This window comes from Burkholderia sp. BCC1208 (genome assembly GCF_902833095.1).
Lineage (GTDB): Bacteria > Pseudomonadota > Gammaproteobacteria > Burkholderiales > Burkholderiaceae > Burkholderia.
The window spans coordinates 16,032-36,307 of record NZ_CADFDY010000013.1 but is presented as its reverse complement, the minus strand read 5'-3'; the positions used below and the strand labels follow the sequence as shown (position 1 = coordinate 36,307).

Below are 20,276 nucleotides of genomic sequence, written 5' to 3'. Positions count from 1 at the left end.
GGAACGCACAAGATCAAAAGCGTAACGATGGAGATGCAGCATGAAATTCGACGTGGCGATCGTCGGCAGCGGCCTGGCAGGGCTATCGGTCGCACTCAACCTGGCCAGCACGCGACGTGTCGCGCTGATCGCGAAACGTTCGATGATGGAGGGGGCGAGCGATAACGCGCAGGGCGGCATCGCGGCGGTCCTCGACTCGACGGACAGCATCGAGAACCACGTCGACGACACGCTGGTCGCCGGTGGCGGCCTGTGCGACGAAGGCGCGACGCGCTACATCGTCGAGCACGGCCGCGAAGCAATCGAATGGCTGATCTCGCAAGGCGTGCCGTTCACGAAGGACGACGCGGCCGAACTCGGCTTTCATCTGACGCGCGAAGGCGGCCACAGCCATCGCCGGATCATCCATGCGGCCGATGCGACCGGCCATGCGGTGCTTGCGACGCTGTCGGAGCGCGCGCGCCAGCATCCGAACATCACGTTCTTCGAAAACCACCATGCGATCGACCTGATCACGTCGGACCGCCTCGGCCTGCCCGGCCGCCGCTGTCACGGCCTGTATGCGCTCGACGTCGACAACGACCGTACGATTACGATCGAGGCGCCGCATACGGTGCTCGCCACCGGCGGCGCCGGCAAGGTCTACCTGTACACGACGAACCCCGACACCGCGACCGGCGACGGCATCGCGATGGCGTGGCGGGCGGGCTGCCGCGTGTCGAACATGGAATTCATCCAGTTCCACCCGACCTGCCTGTTCCATCCGTACGCGAAGTCGTTCCTGATTTCGGAAGCCGTGCGCGGCGAAGGCGGCCTGCTGAAGCTGCCCGACGGCACGCGCTTCATGCCCGCGCACGATCCGCGCGCCGAGCTCGCGCCGCGCGACATCGTCGCACGCGCGATCGACTTCGAGATCAAGAAGCGCGGGATCGACTGCGTGTATCTCGACATCAGCCATCAGCCGGAAGCGTTCCTGCGCGAACATTTCCCGACGATTCATGCGCGCTGCCTCGAATTCGGCATCGACATCGCGAAACAGCCGATCCCCGTCGTGCCGGCCGCGCACTATACGTGCGGCGGCGTCGTCACCGATCTCGCGGGGCGCACCGATCTCGCCGGCCTGTATGCGGTCGGCGAAACATCGTACACGGGGCTGCACGGCGCGAACCGGCTCGCGAGCAACTCGCTGCTCGAATGCCTCGTGATCGGCCGCGCGACAGCCGAGGCGATCGAGGCGGCCGGCTTCGATACCGACACGCCCGCCACGCTGCCCGCGTGGGACGAAAGCCGCGTATCGGATGCGGACGAGGAAGTCGTCGTTGCACATAACTGGGACGAACTGCGCCGCCTGATGTGGAACTACGTCGGCATCGTGCGCACCGACAAGCGCCTCGAGCGCGCGAAGCACCGGCTGTCGCTGCTGCGCGACGAGATCCACGAGTACTACGCGAATTTCCGCGTGACGCGCGACCTGCTCGAACTGCGCAACCTCGTCGACGTGGCAACGCTGATTGTCAAGAGCGCGCACTCCCGCCGCGAAAGCCGCGGGCTGCACTACAGCCGCGACTGGCCGCATACGCTGCCGAAGGCATTGCCGAGCGTGCTCACGCCGCGCGTGCGCCGCTGAGCCGCACGCCGCCCTTTCCCGCTGCGGCCGCAGCACAAGAAAAAAGCCGCCGGCGTTCGCGCGCCAGCGGCTTTTTGTCTGATTGAACGACGTTGGGTCAGTCGACGATCCGCATCGAATAGTCCGTCGCCCGCACGTCCTTCGTCAGCGCGCCGATCGAGATGCGATCGACGCCCGTCTCCGCGAACGCGCGCACCGTATCGAGATTGACGCCGCCCGATACCTCGAGCACGGCCTTGCCCGCAGCCACACTCACCGCTTCGCGCATCATGTCGAGCGTGAAGTTGTCCAGCAGCACCGACTGCGCGCGATGCGCGAGCGCCGTGTCGAGCTGCGCGAGCGTCTCGACTTCGATCTGCACGGGCACGCCCGATTCCAGCGCGAACGCCGCATCGAGTGCCTCGCCGACACCGCCTGCCGCCGCGATGTGGTTCTCCTTGATCAGGATGCCGTCGTACAGCGCGAGACGCTGGTTCTCGCCGCCGCCCACGCGCACCGCGTACTTCTGCGCGAGCCGCAGCCCCGGCAGCGTCTTGCGCGTATCGAGGATCTTCGCGCGCGTGCCTTCGACGCGATCGACGTAGCGGCGCGTCGCGGTCGCGACGCCCGACAGCAGCTGCAGGAAGTTCAGCCCGTTGCGCTCGGCGGTCAGGAGCGAGCGCGCCGGCCCTTCGAGTTCGCACACGGTCGAATCGGCCGTCATCCGGTCGCCTTCGCGATAGCGCCATTGCACGACGATCGACGGATCGATCCGGGCGATCACGGCGTCGAACCACGGCACGCCGCACAGCACGGCTTCCTCGCGCACGATGATCCGCGCACGGCGGCGCTCGCCGGCCGGCACGAGCCGCCCGGTCTGGTCGCCGGTGCCGACGTCTTCGGCGATCGCATCGGCCACGTTGCGCGCGATCGCTTCGTCGAATGCCGCGCCGTATTGGGCGCGGACGGCTTCGAACAGAGGGGAGACTGCAGTCGCGGCGCCTTCCGCCGGGCCGCCCCCAAGGAAGGCGGCCGCCCCCTCGGGGGGAGCCGTGCATGGGACCGGAGTAAGCGCTGAAGCGCCAACTCCGGTCGACAGCGAACGAATGTGAGCGTGGGGGCCGTTCATTACGCCGCCCCCACGTTCGCGAACAGTTGCTGGTCGCGCTGCAAGTCGCCGCTCGCCTGCACGCGCTTCTTGTGCGCAGCCGCGAATTCGAGCATCCGGTCGATCGGCAAACGCGCACGCTCGCCGATCGCGGGATCGACGAAGATCTCGTTGTGACCGCGTTCAAGCACGTCGGCGAGATTCGCGAGGCCGTTCATCGCCATCCACGGGCAGTGCGCGCAGCTCTTGCAGGTCGCGCTGTTGCCGGCCGTCGGCGCCGCGATGAAGGTCTTGCCGGGCGCTGCGAGCTGCATCTTGTGCAGGATGCCGAGATCGGTCGCGACGATGAAGCGCTTCGCGTCGAACTTGACGGCCGCGTCGATCAGTTGCGTGGTCGAACCGACGACATCGGCCTGCGCCACGACGTTTTCCGGCGACTCGGGATGGACGAGCACCTTCGCGTCCGGATATTCGGCGCGCAGCAGGTCGAGCTCGATGCCCTTGAACTCGTCGTGGACGAGGCACGAGCCCTGCCACAGCAGCATGTCCGCGCCGGTCTTCTTCTGGATATAGCTGCCCAGATGGCGGTCCGGGGCCCAGATGATCTTTTCGCCGCGCGCGTGCAGATCGGCCACGATCTCGAGGCCGATCGACGACGTGACCATCCAGTCCGCGCGCGCCTTCACGGCCGCGCTGGTGTTCGCGTAGACGACGACGGTACGGTCCGGATGCGCATCGCAGAACGCCGAGAATTCGTCGACCGGACAGCCGAGGTCGAGCGAACAGGTCGCGTCGAGATCGGGCATCAGGATCCGTTTGTTCGGGCTCAGGATCTTCGCGGTTTCGCCCATGAAGCGCACGCCCGCGACGACCAGCGTCTGCGCGTCGTGATCGCGGCCGAAGCGGGCCATTTCGAGCGAATCGGCCACGCAGCCGCCCGTTTCGTCGGCCAGTTCCTGCAGTTCGGCATCCACGTAGTAGTGGGCGACCAGCACGGCCTTTTCACGGGCGAGCAACGCCTTGATGCGTGCCTTCAGCGAAGCGCGCTCCTCGGCGGACGGCGCCTCGGGCACCTTGGCCCATGCCTGTCCCACGCCGCACACGGTCCCAGCTGCGACGGGCCGGTCGTACTCGACGGGTTTGATCGTCGATTGCATCTCCATATCTCCTGTCGATCAGAGTTGGCGCTTCAGCGCTTACTCTGATCCCATGCTTCGCGGTCGATCAGCGTCGGCGCTTTGGCGCCTGCCCCGATCCCATCCCTTGCACTCGTCCGGGGCACCCACTCGCCACGCCCCAAAGCTTCATACCAATACCGGCGCCGCCGATCCGTCAAAAACCGGCGCCCCAAATGAAAAAACCCCGCCAACGCGGGGTTTGTGACGTCCTGAGATTCTAATCGATTTCGAATCAGGCGTAGCGACGCAGGCGCGTCGCGAATTCCTGCAGCGCCTTGATGCCGCTTTGTTCCGCGCGATGGCACCAATCCTGCAATTGCGCGAGAAGTTGTTCGCGCGACGCGGTCGAACGATCCCAGATCGCGGCGAGATCCTGGCGCAGCTGGAAGTACGTATGCAGCTTCTGGCTGTTCGCGAAGATTTCCGGCAGCAGCTTTTTCTGCGGCTCGTCGAGGCCGTCGGCGTCCTTGTGGAACCACTTGCGCGCGCCGCGCATCAGCTGGTACTTCTCGCTCGAACCGAGTTCCTTCAGGTGCGCGAGCTCCTGGCGGTACGCACGCTTCACGGCCTTGCCGTAACTCGCCATCACTTCATAGCGGTTCGACAGCACGGCCTGCAGCGTTTCCTGGTCGAGCACCGTCTTCGGCTTGTTCAGGCGCGGCGTGGGCGCGACCTTCTTCACCTTGGCGAGACCGAATGCCGACATGATGCGGATGTACATCCAGCCGATATCGAACTCGTACCACTTGTTCGACAGCTTCGCCGACGTCGCGAACGTGTGGTGGTTGTTGTGCAGTTCTTCGCCGCCGATCAGGATGCCCCACGGGAACAGGTTCGTGCTGGCGTCGGCCGAGTTGAAGTTGCGATAACCCCAGAAATGACCGAAGCCGTTGACGACGCCCGCCGCCCAGAACGGGATCCACACCATCTGCACGGCCCACACGGTCAGGCCGAGCACGCCGAACAACGCGACGTCGATCACCATCATCATGCTGATGCCGAGGATCGGGTACTTCGAGTAGAGATTGCGCTCGAGCCAGTCGTTCGGCGTGCCGTGGCTGAACTTGCGCATCGTCTCTTCATTCTTCGCTTCCGCGCGATACAGCTCGGCGCCCTCGAGGAACACCTTCCAGATGCCGCGCGTCTGCGGGCTGTGCGGATCTTCCTCGGTTTCGCACTTCGCGTGGTGCTTGCGATGGATCGCCGCCCACTGGCCGGTCAGCATCCCGGTGGTCATCCACAGCCAGAAACGGAAAAAATGGCTCGCGATCGGATGCATCTCCAGCGCGCGGTGCGCCTGGCAGCGATGCAGGTAGACCGTCACGCCGATGATCGTGACGTGCGTGACGGCAAGCGCGAACAGCGCGACCTGCCACCACGAAAAACGCAGGAGCCCGTGGGAAAGAAAATCGAGCAGGGAATTCAACAAGGCAGTTACCCGTGATGAGAGCGACGCCGGCTCATGCCAGCGTCATAAAAATGAAAGCATACCGCGTGTAGACCAGAATTTTACTTCAACCGTTCCAAGTCTTTGTAAAAAATGAATATTTTCTTGCCCTGACGCAATCCGCGCGGTCCACCGGCGGACTCGGAAAGGCGCGCGATCCGGTTTCGACCGGGGAATCGGTACGATTGACCGCGCCCGCCCGCTACGCCGCCGGCGCGCGCCCGTTCAGCGCACCGTCGGCGGGCGCCGGATCGAGCCCGGCCGCCACGCCCGGCGCGGGAAAGCCGTCCGGCAGCCCGACCACGCGCACCTCGCGCTGCGGAAACGGAATCGAAATCCCGTGCTCGCTGAACAGCCGCCAGATGTTGCGGTTCACGCTCGAGCGCACGCCCGACGTGCCTTTCGCCGCATCCTCGATCCAGAAGCCGAGCTCCAGGTCGATCCCGTCCGCGCCGAAACTCACGAGGTACGGGGTCGGCGCCGGCTCGGCCAGCACACGCGGCACGTCCTTCGCGGCAGCGACGAGCAACGCGAGCGCCTGCTCGACGTCGCTCGTGTACGCGACCTGCACCGCGACTTTCGCATAGCCGCGCGTCAGGTACGACGACTGGTTCTGCACGACGTCGGTGATCAGTTTCTCGTTCGGGATCAGCGTCTCGTTGCCGTCGAGGCCGCGCACGACCGTGTAGCGCGTGCGGATCTGCGTGACGACGCCCTGCAGCCCGCCGACGCTGATCGCATCGCCAAGCCGCAGCGAGCGGTCGACCAGGATGATGAAGCCCGACACGTAGTTGCTCGCGATCTTCTGCAGCCCGAAACCGAGGCCGACGCCCACCGCGCCGCCGAACACGCCGAGCACCGTCACGTCGATGCCGACGAGCGACAGCCCGATCAGGATCGCCGCGAACACGAGCAGCGCGCGGCCGACCCGCGACAGCACGACCTTCAGGTTCGCGTCGAGCGTGCTCGCGCGCGACAGGCGATCCTCGAGCACCGAGCCGAGCCACATCGCGACCATCAGCGTCACGCATACCCACAGCGCACCGGAGATCACCGACAGCAGCGTGAGGTGCGCGGTCGCGACCCGGAACTGCACGCTGTCGAGCCAGCCGAGCACGTCGCGCTGGATGCCGAGCACGGTCATCGCCATCGCGGCCCACACGACGGTCGACACGATCTTCTCGACGATCGACAGCCATGCGTGCGTGTGGCCGTCGCGCGCGAACACGCGCCGCGCGAAGAAGAACAGCACGTAGATCAGCCCGATGCCGAACAGCGGCACGAGCGCGAGCGACAGCAGCGACGTCGACATGAACGGGTCGAACGCGAGCTGCGCGGCGCCGACGAACACGCTGCCGAACAGCGGAAACAGCGCACGCTTCAGGCTTTGCGCGCCCGCGCCCGGCGCGCGTCCGGCTGCCCGGCGCCGAGCGTCGATCCGGCCGTGCACGAAGCGCGCGGCCACCCACGCGAAACACAGCGCCCCGACGAGGAGCGCCGCCTGCCAGATCATCACCGGCTGGTGGAAATCGCGAATCACCGATGCCAGCCGGTGCGACAGCAGGCGGCTCTGCAGATTCTCCATCGTCCGTCCGCGCGTCGTTACTGCGCGGCGCGGCGTTCGAGCACCGCCGCGAAGAAACCGTCGGTCGCGTGACGGTGCGGCCATAGCGACAGGTAGTCGCCCGTCTCGAGCTCGATGCGCTGGTCGGCCAGCACCTGCTGCGCCGGCACCAGCACGAACTCGGGGTGATCGGCCAGGAACTGTTCGACGATGCGCTCGTTCTCGGCGTCGAGCACGCTGCAGGTCGCGTAGATGAGCCGGCCGCCCTTCTTCACGAGCCGTGCGGCGCTCGCGAGGATCGACGCCTGCTTCGGCGTCAGCTCGTCGATCGCCGTGCGCGTCTGCCGCCACTTCAGGTCAGGATTGCGGCGCAGCGTGCCGAGGCCGCTGCACGGCGCGTCGACCAGCACGCGGTCGATCTTGCCGGCGAGCCGCTTGATCTTCGCGTCGTGCTCGCTGTCGATCAGCACCGGGTTCACGTTCGACAGCCCGCTGCGCGCGAGGCGCGGCTTCAGCTTCGCAAGGCGCTTCTCCGAGATGTCGAACGCATAGAGGCGCCCGGTCGAGCGCATCATCGCGCCGAGCGCGAGCGTCTTGCCGCCGGCGCCCGCGCAGAAATCGACGACCATCTCGCCGCGCCGCGGCGCGACCAGCGAGCACAGCAGCTGGCTGCCTTCGTCCTGCACCTCGATCGCGCCTTCCTCGAACAGCTTCAGGCGCGTCAGCGCCGGCTTGCCGACCACGCGCACGCCGAACGGCGCGAACGGCGTCGCGCCCGCCTCGATGCCGCTCACGCGCAGCGCTTCGATCACCTGGTCGCGGGTCGCCTTCTGCGCGTTGGCACGCAGGTCGAGCGGCGCCGGGTAGTTCAGCGCGGCGGCGAGTTGCGCGAGCTCGTCGGCGTCGAAACGGGCCGACAGCGCCTGGTGAATCCAGTCGGGCAGATTCGTGCGAATGCGCACAGGCAGGCTCGCAGGGTCGATCTTCGACACGTGCTCGAGCCAGGCGGACTCGGTGTCGGACAGGAATGGCTTCAGCGCATTGCGACCGACCGTCTGCATCAGGCCGAGCAGCGTGAGGCGCCGCGCGGGCGTGCCCGTGCCGCTCTCGGCCAGATGCGAAAACTCCATCTTCCGGCGCAGCACCGCGAACACGGCCTCCGCGATCACGCCGCGCTCGGCATGCCCGAGCTTCGGATGCGCGCGGAAGAACCGGCTCGTCGTCGCGTCGGCGGGGCCGGCGAACTTCAGCACCTCGGCCAGCAAAGTCTCGGTCTGGCCGATCAGGAATCCGTGCAGCTTCATACACCCTCACTCGTTTCGGTATGCGGTTGATCCGCGAAAATCCAGCGCGCCTCGTCGGGCGCCACCACTGCACGGCCGTTCTCGAGGCGCAGGCGCCCCTCGACGAACCAGCGCACCGCACGCGGATACAGCACGTGCTCGATCGTCAGCACGCGCTGCGCGAGCGCGGCCGCGTCGTCGCCGGCGCGCACGGGCACCGCGCCCTGCGCGACGATCGCGCCGCTGTCGAGCTCGGGAATGACGAAATGCACGCTCGCGCCATGCAGCGCGACGCCGGCATCCAGCGCCTGCTGGTGCGTATGGATGCCCTTGAAGCTCGGCAGCAGCGACGGATGGATATTCAGCAGCCGGCCCTCGTATCGTCTGACGAATGCGGGCGTGAGGATACGCATGAAGCCGGCGAGGACGACGAGATCGGGCGCGAAACGGTCGATCTCGGCGGCGAGCGCCGCGTCGAAGCTGTCGCGGCCATCGAACGACCGGTGGTCGACCACCGCCGTCGCCGCCCCGTGCGACGCGGCAAAAGCCAGTCCGGCCGCATCGGGCAGGTTGGCGATCACGGCGGCAATCCGGGCCGGCCAGCGTTCCCGCGCGCACGCGCGGACGATGGCCTCCATGTTGCTGCCGCGACCGGAAATCAGGATCACGATTTTTTTCATCCGCGAATTTTACCATTCGCCCTCGCGTTTCCCGCCTTCTCGGCCGCCGGCCCGCCCGAACGTTTATAATCTTCTGCTTTGCGGCATCCCACCGCCCATTCCCCCGACGCTGCATCCGCTATCGTGAAAGTCTTCCGCGGCCTGCCCAACGCCGAGAGCCGCGCCCCGTGCGCGCTGACGATCGGCAACTTCGACGGTGTCCATCGCGGCCACCAGGCCCTGCTCGCGCGCGTGCGCGCGGCAGCGGACGCACGCGGCCTGCCCGTGTGCGTGATGACGTTCGAGCCGCACCCGCGCGAATTCTTCAACCCGGCCGGCGCGCCGCCGCGCATCGCGATGCTGCGCGACAAGCTCGAGGCACTGCGCGACCACGGGGTCGACCGCGTCGTCGTCGAGCACTTCAACCACACCTTCGCGAGCCAGTCGCCGCAGGCGTTCGTCGAGCGCACGCTGGTGAACGGGCTGCACACGCGCTGGATGATGGTCGGCGACGATTTCTGCTACGGCGCGAAGCGCGCGGGCACCTTCGACACGCTGAAGGCGGCCGGCGAGCAGCACGGCTTCGAGGTCGAGCAAATGGGCACGGTGGCCGGCAGCGACGGCACGCGCATTTCCAGCTCCGGCGTGCGCGCGGCGCTCGCCGCGGGCGACCTCGACACGGCCGCGCAAGCGCTCGGCCACGGCTACGCGATCAGCGGCCACGTCGCGCACGGGCTGAAGCTCGGCCGCGACCTCGGCTTCCCGACGCTGAACCTGCCGATCGCGCACAAGCGGCCGGCGCTCGCGGGCATCTTCGTCGTGCAGGTGCACGGCCTCGGCCCCGCGCCGCTGCCGGGCGTCGCGAGCCTCGGGCTGCGCCCGACCGTCGACGATTCGGGCCGCGTGCTGCTCGAGGTCCATCTGCTCGACTGGCACGGCGATGCGTACGGCAAGCTGATCCGTGTCGAATTCCTGAAGAAGCTGCGCGACGAGGCGAAGTTCGACGATCTCGAGGCGCTGTCGCGCGCGATCGCGCTGGACGTCGCGAATGCGCGCGCGTACTTCATCGAGCGCGACCGTGCGCCGGGCAGCCGCGCGACGGGCTTCGCGACGTCGGCCACCGACCGAATTAGCTGATCCGGACGGCGGCGCCCTGGCGCCGCACCCTCGCGCCGCCCTCTCGCGCGCATCCCCGATTCACGACGCCCGAGCGTCTCCCCGATTTAGATAGCGATCCCATCATGAGCAACAAGAAAGCCGATTCGAAACCGCAGGCCAAGTATCCGGTCAACCTGCTCGACACGCCGTTCCCGATGCGCGGCGACCTGCCCAAGCGCGAGCCGCAGTGGGTCAAGGAGTGGGAAGAGCGCGGCATCTACGACAAGATCCGCGCGGCCAGCCAGGGCCGCCCGAAGTTCATCCTGCACGACGGCCCGCCGTATGCGAACGGCGACATCCACCTCGGCCACGCGGTCAACAAGATCCTGAAGGATATCGTCGTCAAGTCGCGCAACATGGCCGGCTTCGACGCGCCTTACGTGCCGGGCTGGGATTGCCACGGGATGCCGATCGAGATCCAGATCGAGAAGCAGTTCGGCAAGTCGCTGCCGGCGGCCGAAGTGATGAGCAAGGCGCGCGCGTACGCGACCGAGCAGATCGAGAAGCAGAAGGTCGGCTTCAAGCGCCTGGGCGTGCTCGGCGACTGGGCCAACCCGTACAAGACGATGAACTTCGTCAACGAGGCGGAAGAAATCCGCGCGCTCGGCAAGATCATCGAGAAGGGCTACGTGTACCGCGGGCTGAAGCCGGTCAACTGGTGCTTCGACTGCGGCTCGGCGCTCGCGGAAGCGGAAGTCGAATACAAGGACCGCACCGATCCGACGATCGACGTGATGTTCGCGTTCGCGGAACCGGAAAAGACCGCGCAGGCGTTCGGCCTGCCGGCGCTGCCGCGCGCCGAGGGCGGCATCGTGATCTGGACCACCACGCCTTGGACGATTCCCGCCAACCAGGCGCTGAACCTCCATCCGGAAATCGTCTACGCGCTCGTCGACACCGAGCGCGGGCTGCTGATCATCGCCGAAGAGCGCGTCGAAGCCTGCATGACCGACTTCAAGCTGACCGGCCGCGTCGTCGCGACCGCGCCCGGCGTGAAGCTCGCGAACCTGCGCTTCCACCACCCGCTCGCGTCGGCTCACCCCGGCTACAAGCGCACCGCGCCCGTCTACCTCGGCGACTACGTGACGACCGACACCGGTACCGGCGTCGTGCACTCGTCGCCCGCGTACGGTATCGAGGATTTCATGTCGTGCAAGGCGCACGGGATGACCGATTCCGACTTCATCAACCCGGTGATGGGGGACGGCCGCTATATCGAATCGCTGCCGCTGTTCGGCGGCCTGTCGATCTGGGAGGCGAACCCGAAGATCGTCGACGCGCTGCACGCGGCCGGCTCCCTGCTGCGCAGCGAGAAGTACACGCACAGCTACATGCACTGCTGGCGCCACAAGACGCCGATCATCTACCGCGCGACGTCGCAGTGGTTCGCGGGCATGGACGTGACGCCGCGCGACGGCGGCAAGACGCTGCGCGAGACGGCGCTCGAAGGCGTCGACGCGACCGCGTTCTACCCGTCCTGGGGCAAGCAGCGCCTGTTCAGCATGATCGCGAACCGTCCGGACTGGACGCTGTCGCGCCAGCGCCAGTGGGGCGTGCCGATGGCGTTCTTCGTGCACAAGGAAACCGGCGAGCTGCACCCGCGCACGCTCGAGCTGCTCGAGGAAGTCGCGAAGCGCGTCGAGCAGTCGGGCATCGAGGCGTGGCAGTCGCTCGACCCGCGCGAGCTGATTGGCGACGATGCGAACCTGTACGAAAAGAACCGCGACACGCTCGACGTGTGGTTCGACTCGGGCACGACGCACTGGCACGTGCTGCGCGGCTCGCACAAGGATCAGCTGCAGTTCCCGGCCGACCTGTACCTCGAAGGCTCGGACCAGCATCGCGGCTGGTTCCACTCGTCGCTGCTCACGGCATCGATGATCGACGGCCGCGCGCCGTACAAGGGCCTGCTCACGCACGGCTTCACGGTCGACGGCGAAGGCCGCAAGATGAGCAAGTCGCTCGGCAACGGCATCGACCCGCATGAAGTCGCGAACCGCCTCGGCGCGGAAATCATCCGCCTGTGGATCGCGTCGACCGACTACTCGGGCGAGCTCGCGATCTCCGAGGAGATCCTGAAGCGCGTGACCGAAGGCTATCGCCGCATCCGCAACACGCTGCGCTTCCTGCTCGCGAACCTGTCGGATTTCGACTTCGCGCAGCACGCGGTGCCGGTCGACGAATGGCTCGAGATCGACCGCTATGCGGTCGCGTTCTCGCAGCAACTGCAGACGGAGCTGCTCGGCCACTACGAAAAGTACGAATTCCACCCGGTCGTCGCGAAGCTGCAGACGTACTGCTCGGAAGACCTCGGCGGCTTCTACCTCGACGTGCTGAAGGATCGCCTGTACACGAGCGCCGCCGATTCGCGCGCGCGCCGCTCCGCGCAGACCGCGCTGTACCACCTGACGCACGGCCTTTTGCGCGTGCTCGCGCCGTTCCTGTCGTTCACCGCGGAAGAAGCATGGAAGGTGTTCCAGCCGGCGAGCGACACGATCTTCACGGAAACCTACTACGCGTATCCGGAAGTCGCCGGCTCGGCCGCGCTGATCGAGAAGTGGGCGCTGCTGCGCGACGTGCGCGGCAACGTGACGAAGGCGCTCGAGGAAGCGCGCACCGCGAACCGCATCGGTTCGTCGCTGCAGGCCGAAGTGGCCGTGCATGCGAGCGGCGCGCGCTACGACGCGCTCACGAGCCTCGGCGACGACCTGAAGTTCGTGCTGATCACGTCGGCCGCGACGGTCGTCAAGGTCGACGACGAAGCGCAGGAAAGCGTCGACGTGGCCGCGTCGAAGTACCAGAAATGCGAGCGCTGCTGGCACTACCGCGAAGATGTCGGCGCGCACGCCGAGCATCCGACGCTGTGCGGCCGCTGCTTCTCGAACCTGTTTGAAAACGGCGAAATCCGGAGCGCTGCTTAACCATGGCGAAAACCCTGTCGAAACCGGCCAGCGGCGCGCTCGCGCCCTGGCTCGGTATTTCGCTGATCGTGATCCTGTTCGATCAGTTGTCGAAGATCGCGATCCTGAAAACGTTCGCGTACGGCGCGCAGCATGCGCTGACGTCGTTCTTCAACCTCGTGCTGGTGTACAACCGCGGCGCCGCGTTCGGCTTCCTGTCGACCGCGAGCGGCTGGCAGCGCTGGGCGTTCACCGCGCTCGGAATCGGCGCGACGCTCGTGATCTGCTTCCTGCTGCGCCGTCACGGCCAGCAGCGGCTGTTCAGCCTGTCGCTCGCGCTGATCCTCGGCGGCGCGCTCGGCAACGTGATCGACCGGCTCGTCTACGGTCACGTGATCGACTTCCTCGATTTCCACGTCGGCGCGTGGCACTTCCCGGCGTTCAACCTCGCCGATTCCGCGATCACGATCGGGGCGGTGCTGCTGATCTACGACGAGCTGCGGCGCGTGCGCGGCTCGCGCTGAGCGCGCATACTCCGTGTCGACGGCCGGCTTCGCGCCGGCCGTTCCGTTTGACCCCAGGAGGCCTGAGTTGGCACACGCAGAACTCGCAGGAAAACACCTCGTTCTCGGCCTGACGGGCGGCATCGCCTGCTACAAGATCGCCGAACTCACGCGGCTGCTCGTGAAGGCCGGCGCGACCGTGCAGGTCGCGATGACCGACGCCGCCACCCAGTTCATCACGCCCGTCACGATGCAGGCGCTGTCGGGCCGGCCCGTCTATACGAGCCAGTGGGACGCGCGCATCGACAACAACATGGCGCACATCGACCTGTCGCGCGAAGCCGACGCGATCGTGATCGCGCCCGCGTCGACGGATTTCCTCGCCAAGCTCGCGCATGGGTTCGCCGACGATCTGCTGTCGACGCTGTGCGTCGCGCGCGACTGTCCGCTGCTCGTCGTCCCCGCGATGAACCGCCAGATGTGGCAGAACCCGGCCACGCAACGCAATGCCGCGCAGCTGCGCGCCGACGGCGTGTCGGTGCTCGGCCCGGATTCGGGCGCGCAGGCATGCGGCGAAGTCGGCGATGGCCGCATGCTCGAGCCCGAGGCGATCTATGAAGCGATCGTCGCGCACTTCGCGCCGAAGGTGCTCGCGCACCGCCGCGTGCTGATCACGGCCGGGCCGACGTTCGAACCGCTCGACCCGGTGCGCGGCCTGACGAACCGCTCCAGCGGCAAGATGGGTTTCGCGCTCGCCCGCGCCGCGCAGCAGGCCGGCGCCGACGTGCATCTCGTCGCCGGGCCGGTGGCGCTCGACACGCCGTGGGGCGTCTACCGTCAGGACGTGCAGACCGCGCAGCAGATGTACGACGCGGTGATGCACGCGGTCGCCGACGCCGACATCTTCATCGCGGTGGCCGCGGTCGCCGACTGGCGCGTCGAACAGCCGGCCGAGCACAAGATGAAGAAGACGGCCGACCACAAGATGCCGGCGCTCGCGTTCGTCGAGAATCCCGACATCCTCGCGTCGGTCGCGGCGCTGCCCGATGCGCCATTCTGCGTCGGTTTCGCGGCCGAAAGCGGCGACCTCGACGTGCACGGCGACGAGAAGCGCAAGCGCAAGAACGTGCCGCTGCTCGTCGGCAATCTCGGCCCGCTGACGTTCGGCCTCGACGACAACGAAGTCGTGCTGTTCGAGGCCGCCGGCCTCACGCGCCTGCCGCGCGCGCCCAAAGACGAACTCGCGCATGCGCTCGTCGCGGAAATCGCGAAGCGCCTGCCCGACAACCGCCTGATCTGATCTACCGCGCGGCGGCCATCACCGCCGCGCCCTTCCCGACCGATTCGACGACCGCATGAAACTCGACCTGAAGATCCTCGACGCGCGCATGCGCGACTACCTGCCCGCCTACGCGACCACCGGCAGCGCCGGCCTCGACCTGCGCGCATGCCTCGACGCACCGGTCACGCTGCAGCCGGGCGAAACCACGCTCGTGCCGACCGGCCTCGCGATCCACCTTGCCGATCCCGGCTATGCGGCGCTGATCCTGCCGCGCTCGGGCCTCGGCCACAAGCACGGGATCGTGCTCGGCAACCTCGTCGGCCTGATCGACTCCGACTACCAGGGCCAGCTGATGGTCTCGACGTGGAACCGCGGCCAGACCGAGTTCGTGCTGAACCCGTTCGAACGGCTCGCGCAACTCGTGATCGTGCCGGTCGTGCAGGCGCAGTTCAACATCGTCGACGAATTCGCCGAGAGCGATCGCGGCACAGGCGGCTTCGGCAGCACCGGCCGCCACTGAGCCACGCAGCACGAAAAAAGGGGCCTCGCGGCCCCTTTCCTTTTCACGCGCCATCACTCACTTGCCACTCGATTGCGCGATTCGCGCGAGCGCCGGCTCGCGACGCTGCGCCTGCGCGATGCTCGCATAGACGACCATCGCCGCCAGCACGCCGAGCAGCACGGCCGACGAGCCGACCGTACCGAGCGCGAGGCCGCCCTTCGCGACCGGCTTCGTCAGCAGGTCGCCGACCGTTGCACCGAACGGACGGGTGAGCACGAACGCGGCCCAGAACAGCAGCACGCCGGAAATGCGCGTGAAGTAGTGCGCGAGCACGATCGCCGCCAGCAGGCCGCCGATCAGCAGTGCGCCGCCGCCGAAACCGAGCCCCGAGCTGTCGGCGAGGAAGTCGCCGAGCGCGGTGCCGAGCGTGTTCGAGAACAGGATCGCGATCCAGTACAGCAGCTCGACCTTGCGCGTCCGGATCAGGTCGACCGACAGCGATTCGCCGCTGAGGCGCCAGACCGCGAAGATCGCCAGCAGGATCGCGACCAGAATCGACGAGCCGGCCGCATAGCCGAGCCCGAGCGTGCGATCCATGAAATCGGACATTGTCGTGCCGGCCGTGCTCGTCGCGACGATCACGGCCCAGTAGATCGCCGGACGATAACGCGTCGTCCTGAGCTGCGCACCCAGCGTCACGAGGAAGAAGCCGAACAGCAGGATCGAGCTCACCGCGTAGCCGACGTTCAGCGTCATCGACAGCAGGTCGCCGCCCGTTTCGCCGAGCGTCGTCGCGCAGATCTTCATGATCCAGAACGCGAGCGTGATTTCGGGAAGTTTGTTCATTCGAACCCCTTTTTACAGGAAATGGCGCGCCGGTACGGACCCGCACGCCTTGCAGACAGGATCGAATGTAGTCGCCGCTCGCTTAACGGAACCTTAGCGACTGAAGAACGGCGTGGGCGGCCACGCCGGCGCGCTCAGCGCGCGTGTTGGTGCCGGTAATGCAGTGCGTAGGCGAGCGTCAGCAGCACGACGAATACGACGCCGACCACCATCGTCATCCGGAACTCGCGCGTGAAAGCGGTCGTCAGCAGAATCGCGGCCACGAGCCCCGCGCCGAGCAGGCTGCCGAACGGGTGTCCCCACATCCGGAACGCGAGCGCGGGGCCGCGATACCGCGAACGGAACCGCAGGTGCGTGACGAAGATCATCAGCCAGGTGAACAGCGCGCCGAACATCGCGATCGCCATCATCACCGTGAACGCGGTGTCGGGCGCAAGCGCGACCAGCACGGCCGCCACCGCGACGCCGCTCGTCGAGATCCACAGCGCCGCGCGCGGCACGCCGTTCGTGCCGAGCCGGCCGAACACCGCGGGCGCGAGACGCGCGCGCGACAGGCTGAACATCATCCGCGTCGTCACGTAGAGCTGGCTGTTCATCGCCGACAGCGCCGCGATCAACAGCACGAAGTTGATCACGCCCGCCGCGTACGGCACGTGCGTCGCGGCCATTACCTTCACGAACGGGCTTTCGTCGGTGCCGGCCTGCGTCCACGGCACGATCGCGAGCATCAGCGCGAGTGTCAGCAGGTAGAACAGCACGAGCCGGAACACGGTCGACCGGAATGCGCGCGTGACCGCGTGCTGCGGATCGCGCGCCTCGCCGGCCGCGATCGCGACGGCTTCGATGCTCATGTAGCTGAAGATCGCGACGATCACCGCGACCCACGTACCCCACGGCCCCTTCGGCATGAAGCCGCCGTGCGCGGTGTAGTTCGCGAAACCGACGCCCGATGCGGCCGGCGCCGACCAGACGAGATACGCGCCGAGCACGATGAACACGACGATCGCCGCGATCTTCAGCAGCGAAAACGCGTATTCGACCGTCCCGTACAACGTGACGCTCGCGAGGTTCACCGCGATCAGCAGCGCGGAGAAGCAGATCACCCAGTACCAGCCGGGCACCGCCGGGAACCAGTACTTCATGAACACGGCGATCGCGCTGATCTCGGTGCCGATCGCGAACACGACCGCGAACCAGTACGCATAACGCACGAGAAAACCCGCGAGCGGGCCGACGTAGTGCTCGGCATAGGCGCCGAACGAGCCGGCCGTCGGATGCGCGACCGTCATTTCCGCGAGCGCGCCCATCAGCAGCAGCGCGATCAGCGCGCCGATCGCATACGAAACCAGCACGCTCGGGCCGGCGAGCCCGATCGCGAACCCGCTGCCGAGGAACAGCCCCGTGCCGATCGCGCCGCCGATCGCGATCATCGCCATCTGCCCCGACGTCAGCGCGTGGCGCAACCCTTGTTCGCGCGCGACGATATCGTCGAACGACCGTTGTTGTTGTGTCACTGCGTTACCACTCCCCTGCACCACCATCGCGCCGCCGGCGCCGGATAAAACGAAACGGCGCGGAGAACTTCCCGCGCCGTTCGCATGAACAACGAATTATCGCTTACTCGACTTCGACCGTCTCTTCGTTCGGCTTGTGCGGCGGATTCGCCAGCTTGTCGAACGACAGCTGCACCTTGTCGCCCTCGTCGACGTCGACCGTCACGTGGCCGCCGTTGAGCAGCTTGCCGAACAGCAGTTCGTCGGCCAGCGCGCGCCGGATCGTGTCCTGGATCAGCCGCTGCATCGGCCGCGCGCCCATCAGCGGGTCGAAGCCGTGCTTCGCGAGATGCTTGCGCAACGCGTCGGTGAAGAGCGCGTCGACCTTCTTCTCGTGCAGCTGTTCCTCGAGCTGGATCAGGAACTTGTCGACCACGCGCATGATGATTTCCTCATCGAGCGAGCGGAAGCTGATGATCGCATCCAGCCGGTTACGGAACTCCGGCGTGAACAGGCGCTTGATGTCGGTCATCTCGTCGCCGGTTTCGCGGCGCGTCGTGAAGCCGATCGTCGCCTTCTGCATTGACTCGGCGCCCGCGTTCGTCGTCATGATGATGATGACGTTGCGGAAATCCGCCTTGCGGCCGTTGTTGTCCGTCAGCGTGCCGTGGTCCATCACCTGCAGCAGCACGTTGAAGATGTCCGGATGCGCCTTCTCGATTTCGTCGAGCAGCAGCACGCAATGCGGCTTCTTCGTGACGGCTTCGGTCAAGAGGCCGCCCTGGTCGAACCCGACATAGCCCGGCGGCGCACCGATCAACCGGCTCACCGCGTGACGCTCCATGTATTCCGACATGTCGAAGCGGATCAGCTCGATGCCCAGCGTGAACGCGAGCTGGCGCGCCACTTCGGTCTTGCCGACGCCCGTCGGGCCGGAGAACAGGAACGCGCCGATCGGCTTGTCCATCTTGCCGAGGCCCGCGCGCGCCATCTTGATCGAGGCCGCGAGCGCGTCGATCGCCGGATCCTGGCCAAACACGACGCTCTTCAGGTCGCGATCGAGCGTCTGCAGCTTGCTGCGATCGTCCTGCGACACGCTTTGCGCCGGCACGCGCGCGATCTTCGAGATGATTTCCTCGATCTCGCCCTTGCCGATCGTCTTCTTCTGCTTCGACTTCGGCAGGATGCGCTGCGCGGCGCCCGCCTCGTCGATCACGTCGATCGCCTTGTCCGGCAGGTGACGGTCGGTGATGAAGCGCGCCGACAGTTCGGCCGCGGCCGACAGGGCGCCCGACGAATACTTCACGCCGTGGTGCTCCTCGAAGCGCGACTTCAGCCCGCGCAGGATCGCGACCGTCTGCTCGACGCTCGGCTCCGTCACGTCGACCTTCTGGAAGCGCCGCGACAGCGCCGCATCCTTCTCGAAGATGCCGCGATATTCGGTGAACGTGGTCGCGCCGATGCACTTGAGCGTGCCCGACGACAGCGCCGGCTTCAGCAGGTTCGACGCGTCGAGCGTGCCGCCCGATGCGGCGCCCGCGCCGATCAGCGTATGGATTTCGTCGATGAACAGGATCGCGTGCGGGCGCTCCTTGAGCTCCTTCAGCACCGTCTTCAGGCGCTGCTCGAAATCGCCGCGATACTTGGTGCCTGCCAGCAACGCGCCCATGTCGAGGGAGTACACCTGCGCGTTCGCGAGGATGTCCGGCACCTCGCCGCGCGTGATCCGGTACGCGAGCCCTTCGGCGATCGCGGTCTTGCCGACGCCGGCTTCGCCGACGAGCAGCGGATTGTTCTTGCGGCGGCGGCACAGCACCTGCACGACGCGCTCGACCTCGGGCTCGCGACCGATCAGCGGATCGATGCGGCCGTCCTTCGCCATCTGGTTCAGGTTCTGCGTGAACTGGGCGAGCGGCGTTTCCTTCTGCGCATTCGCGTCTTCGCTTTCCGCGTTCGCGTCGGTCGACTTCGCGGCTTCGCCGTTGTTCGTCTTCGCGATGCCGTGCGAAATGAAGTTCACCACGTCGAGGCGCGTGACGCCCTGCTGCTGCAGGTAGTACACGGCGTGCGAATCCTTCTCGCCGAAGATCGCGACCAGCACGTTCGCGCCGGTCACTTCCTTCTTGCCGTTCGACGTCGACTGGACGTGCATGATCGCGCGCTGGATCACGCGCTGGAAACCGAGCGTCGGCTGGGTGTCGACATCGTCGGTGCCCGGGACGGTAGGTGTGTTGTCGTGGATGAAATTGCGCAGGTTCTGACGCAGGTCCTCGATGTTTGCCGCGCACGCGCGCAACACCTCGGCCGCCGTCGGATTATCCAGCAGGGCGAGCAGCAAATGCTCGACCGTAATGAACTCATGGCGCGCCTGGCGTGCTTCCATGAACGCCATGTGCAGGCTGACTTCCAATTCCTGGGCAATCATGCTTCCTCCATCACGCACTGCAGCGGATGCCCTGCCTGCCGCGCATGGGTAACGACTTGCTCAACCTTGGTCGACGCGATGTCCCGCGTATAGACCCCACAAACCCCTCGCCCTTCGCGATGGACCTTCAGCATGATCTGCGTGGCCGTCTCGCGATCCTTCTTGAAATACTCCTGGACCACCATCACGACGAACTCCATCGGCGTGAAGTCGTCGTTCAGCAGCACCACCTTGTACATCGAAGGCGGCTTGAGCTTCTGCTGCTTGCGTTCCAGGACGGTACTGTCCTGCTTGTCCGGGATAATCGCCATACACCCATTCT

General features: G+C 66.7%; 16 protein-coding genes. 6 read left to right on the top strand and 10 right to left on the bottom strand.

From position 1 onward, the window contains the following. The first annotated feature begins 40 nt into the window (after positions 1-40). Entirely contained in the window at positions 41-1,627 is a 1,587-nt protein-coding gene (nadB, locus tag HWX09_RS29040) for an L-aspartate oxidase (RefSeq protein WP_027785197.1), read from the top strand. 97 nt (positions 1,628-1,724) lie between these two features. On the opposite strand, the gene nadC is transcribed toward nadB, so the two are convergent. From nadC to purN, 6 genes are all read right to left on the bottom strand, one after another. Next, on the bottom strand, positions 1,725-2,735 hold the full coding sequence (nadC, locus tag HWX09_RS29035; protein WP_080681360.1) for a carboxylating nicotinate-nucleotide diphosphorylase: 1,011 nt from the start codon (positions 2,733-2,735) through the stop codon (positions 1,725-1,727). Continuing rightward, positions 2,735-3,871, bottom strand: coding sequence for a quinolinate synthase NadA (gene nadA, locus HWX09_RS29030; protein WP_027785199.1), 1,137 nt, complete (start codon positions 3,869-3,871; stop codon positions 2,735-2,737). The genes nadC and nadA overlap by 1 nt, the downstream gene beginning before the upstream one ends. A 253-nt stretch (positions 3,872-4,124) precedes the next feature. After that, positions 4,125-5,321: an acyl-CoA desaturase gene (locus HWX09_RS29025; protein WP_027785200.1), complete on the bottom strand. Its 1,197-nt coding sequence runs from the start codon at positions 5,319-5,321 to the stop codon at positions 4,125-4,127. Positions 5,322-5,541: 220 nt separating this feature from the next. After that, on the bottom strand, positions 5,542-6,924 hold the full coding sequence (locus tag HWX09_RS29020; RefSeq protein ID WP_027785201.1) for a mechanosensitive ion channel domain-containing protein: 1,383 nt from the start codon (positions 6,922-6,924) through the stop codon (positions 5,542-5,544). A gap of 17 nt (positions 6,925-6,941) precedes the next feature. Continuing rightward, the gene (locus tag HWX09_RS29015; RefSeq protein WP_027785202.1) at positions 6,942-8,207 is read right to left on the bottom strand and encodes an RsmB/NOP family class I SAM-dependent RNA methyltransferase; all 1,266 of its coding nucleotides are present in this window, start codon (positions 8,205-8,207) and stop codon (positions 6,942-6,944) included. Then, a complete protein-coding gene (purN, locus tag HWX09_RS29010; protein ID WP_027785203.1) occupies positions 8,204-8,866 on the bottom strand; it encodes a phosphoribosylglycinamide formyltransferase in 663 nt (220 codons plus the stop codon). The genes HWX09_RS29015 and purN overlap by 4 nt, the downstream gene beginning before the upstream one ends. Positions 8,867-8,989: 123 nt before the next feature. Between purN and HWX09_RS29005 the strand changes: the two genes are divergently transcribed. The 5 genes from HWX09_RS29005 to dut all read left to right on the top strand — a co-directional run bounded on the left by HWX09_RS29005 (position 8,990) and on the right by dut (position 15,208). Continuing rightward, positions 8,990-9,982: a bifunctional riboflavin kinase/FAD synthetase gene (locus HWX09_RS29005; RefSeq protein ID WP_027785204.1), complete on the top strand. Its 993-nt coding sequence runs from the start codon at positions 8,990-8,992 to the stop codon at positions 9,980-9,982. A 104-nt stretch (positions 9,983-10,086) separates the two neighbouring features. After that, positions 10,087-12,924, top strand: a complete 2,838-nt coding sequence (gene ileS, locus HWX09_RS29000) for an isoleucine--tRNA ligase (protein WP_027785205.1) — start codon at positions 10,087-10,089, stop codon at positions 12,922-12,924. A gap of 2 nt (positions 12,925-12,926) precedes the next feature. After that, complete coding sequence (gene lspA, locus HWX09_RS28995; RefSeq protein ID WP_027785206.1) at positions 12,927-13,427, top strand: signal peptidase II; 501 nt, start codon at positions 12,927-12,929, stop codon at positions 13,425-13,427. Between the two features lie 67 nt (positions 13,428-13,494). Beyond that, positions 13,495-14,706 carry a bifunctional phosphopantothenoylcysteine decarboxylase/phosphopantothenate--cysteine ligase CoaBC gene (gene coaBC / locus HWX09_RS28990; protein WP_027785207.1) on the top strand — a complete coding sequence of 404 codons (1,212 nt, stop codon included), beginning with the start codon at positions 13,495-13,497 and terminating at the stop codon, positions 14,704-14,706. Positions 14,707-14,761: 55 nt separating this feature from the next. Further along, positions 14,762-15,208 carry a dUTP diphosphatase gene (gene dut, locus HWX09_RS28985; protein ID WP_027785208.1) on the top strand — a complete coding sequence of 149 codons (447 nt, stop codon included), beginning with the start codon at positions 14,762-14,764 and terminating at the stop codon, positions 15,206-15,208. A gap of 57 nt (positions 15,209-15,265) precedes the next feature. Here the strand turns inward: dut and HWX09_RS28980 are convergent, their stop codons facing one another. From HWX09_RS28980 to clpS, 4 genes are all read right to left on the bottom strand, one after another. Then, entirely contained in the window at positions 15,266-16,036 is a 771-nt protein-coding gene (locus tag HWX09_RS28980) for a membrane protein (protein ID WP_027785209.1), read from the bottom strand. Positions 16,037-16,170: 134 nt separating this feature from the next. Beyond that, positions 16,171-17,550 carry an amino acid permease gene (locus HWX09_RS28975; RefSeq protein ID WP_027785210.1) on the bottom strand — a complete coding sequence of 460 codons (1,380 nt, stop codon included), beginning with the start codon at positions 17,548-17,550 and terminating at the stop codon, positions 16,171-16,173. Positions 17,551-17,653: 103 nt separating this feature from the next. Continuing rightward, positions 17,654-19,954 (bottom strand): ATP-dependent Clp protease ATP-binding subunit ClpA, encoded by a 2,301-nt coding sequence (clpA, locus tag HWX09_RS28970; RefSeq protein ID WP_027785211.1) that lies wholly within the window; start codon positions 19,952-19,954, stop codon positions 17,654-17,656. After that, positions 19,951-20,265 (bottom strand): ATP-dependent Clp protease adapter ClpS, encoded by a 315-nt coding sequence (clpS, locus tag HWX09_RS28965; RefSeq protein WP_006398529.1) that lies wholly within the window; start codon positions 20,263-20,265, stop codon positions 19,951-19,953. Before clpS ends, clpA begins: the two co-directional genes overlap by 4 nt. Positions 20,266-20,276 lie beyond the last annotated feature (11 nt).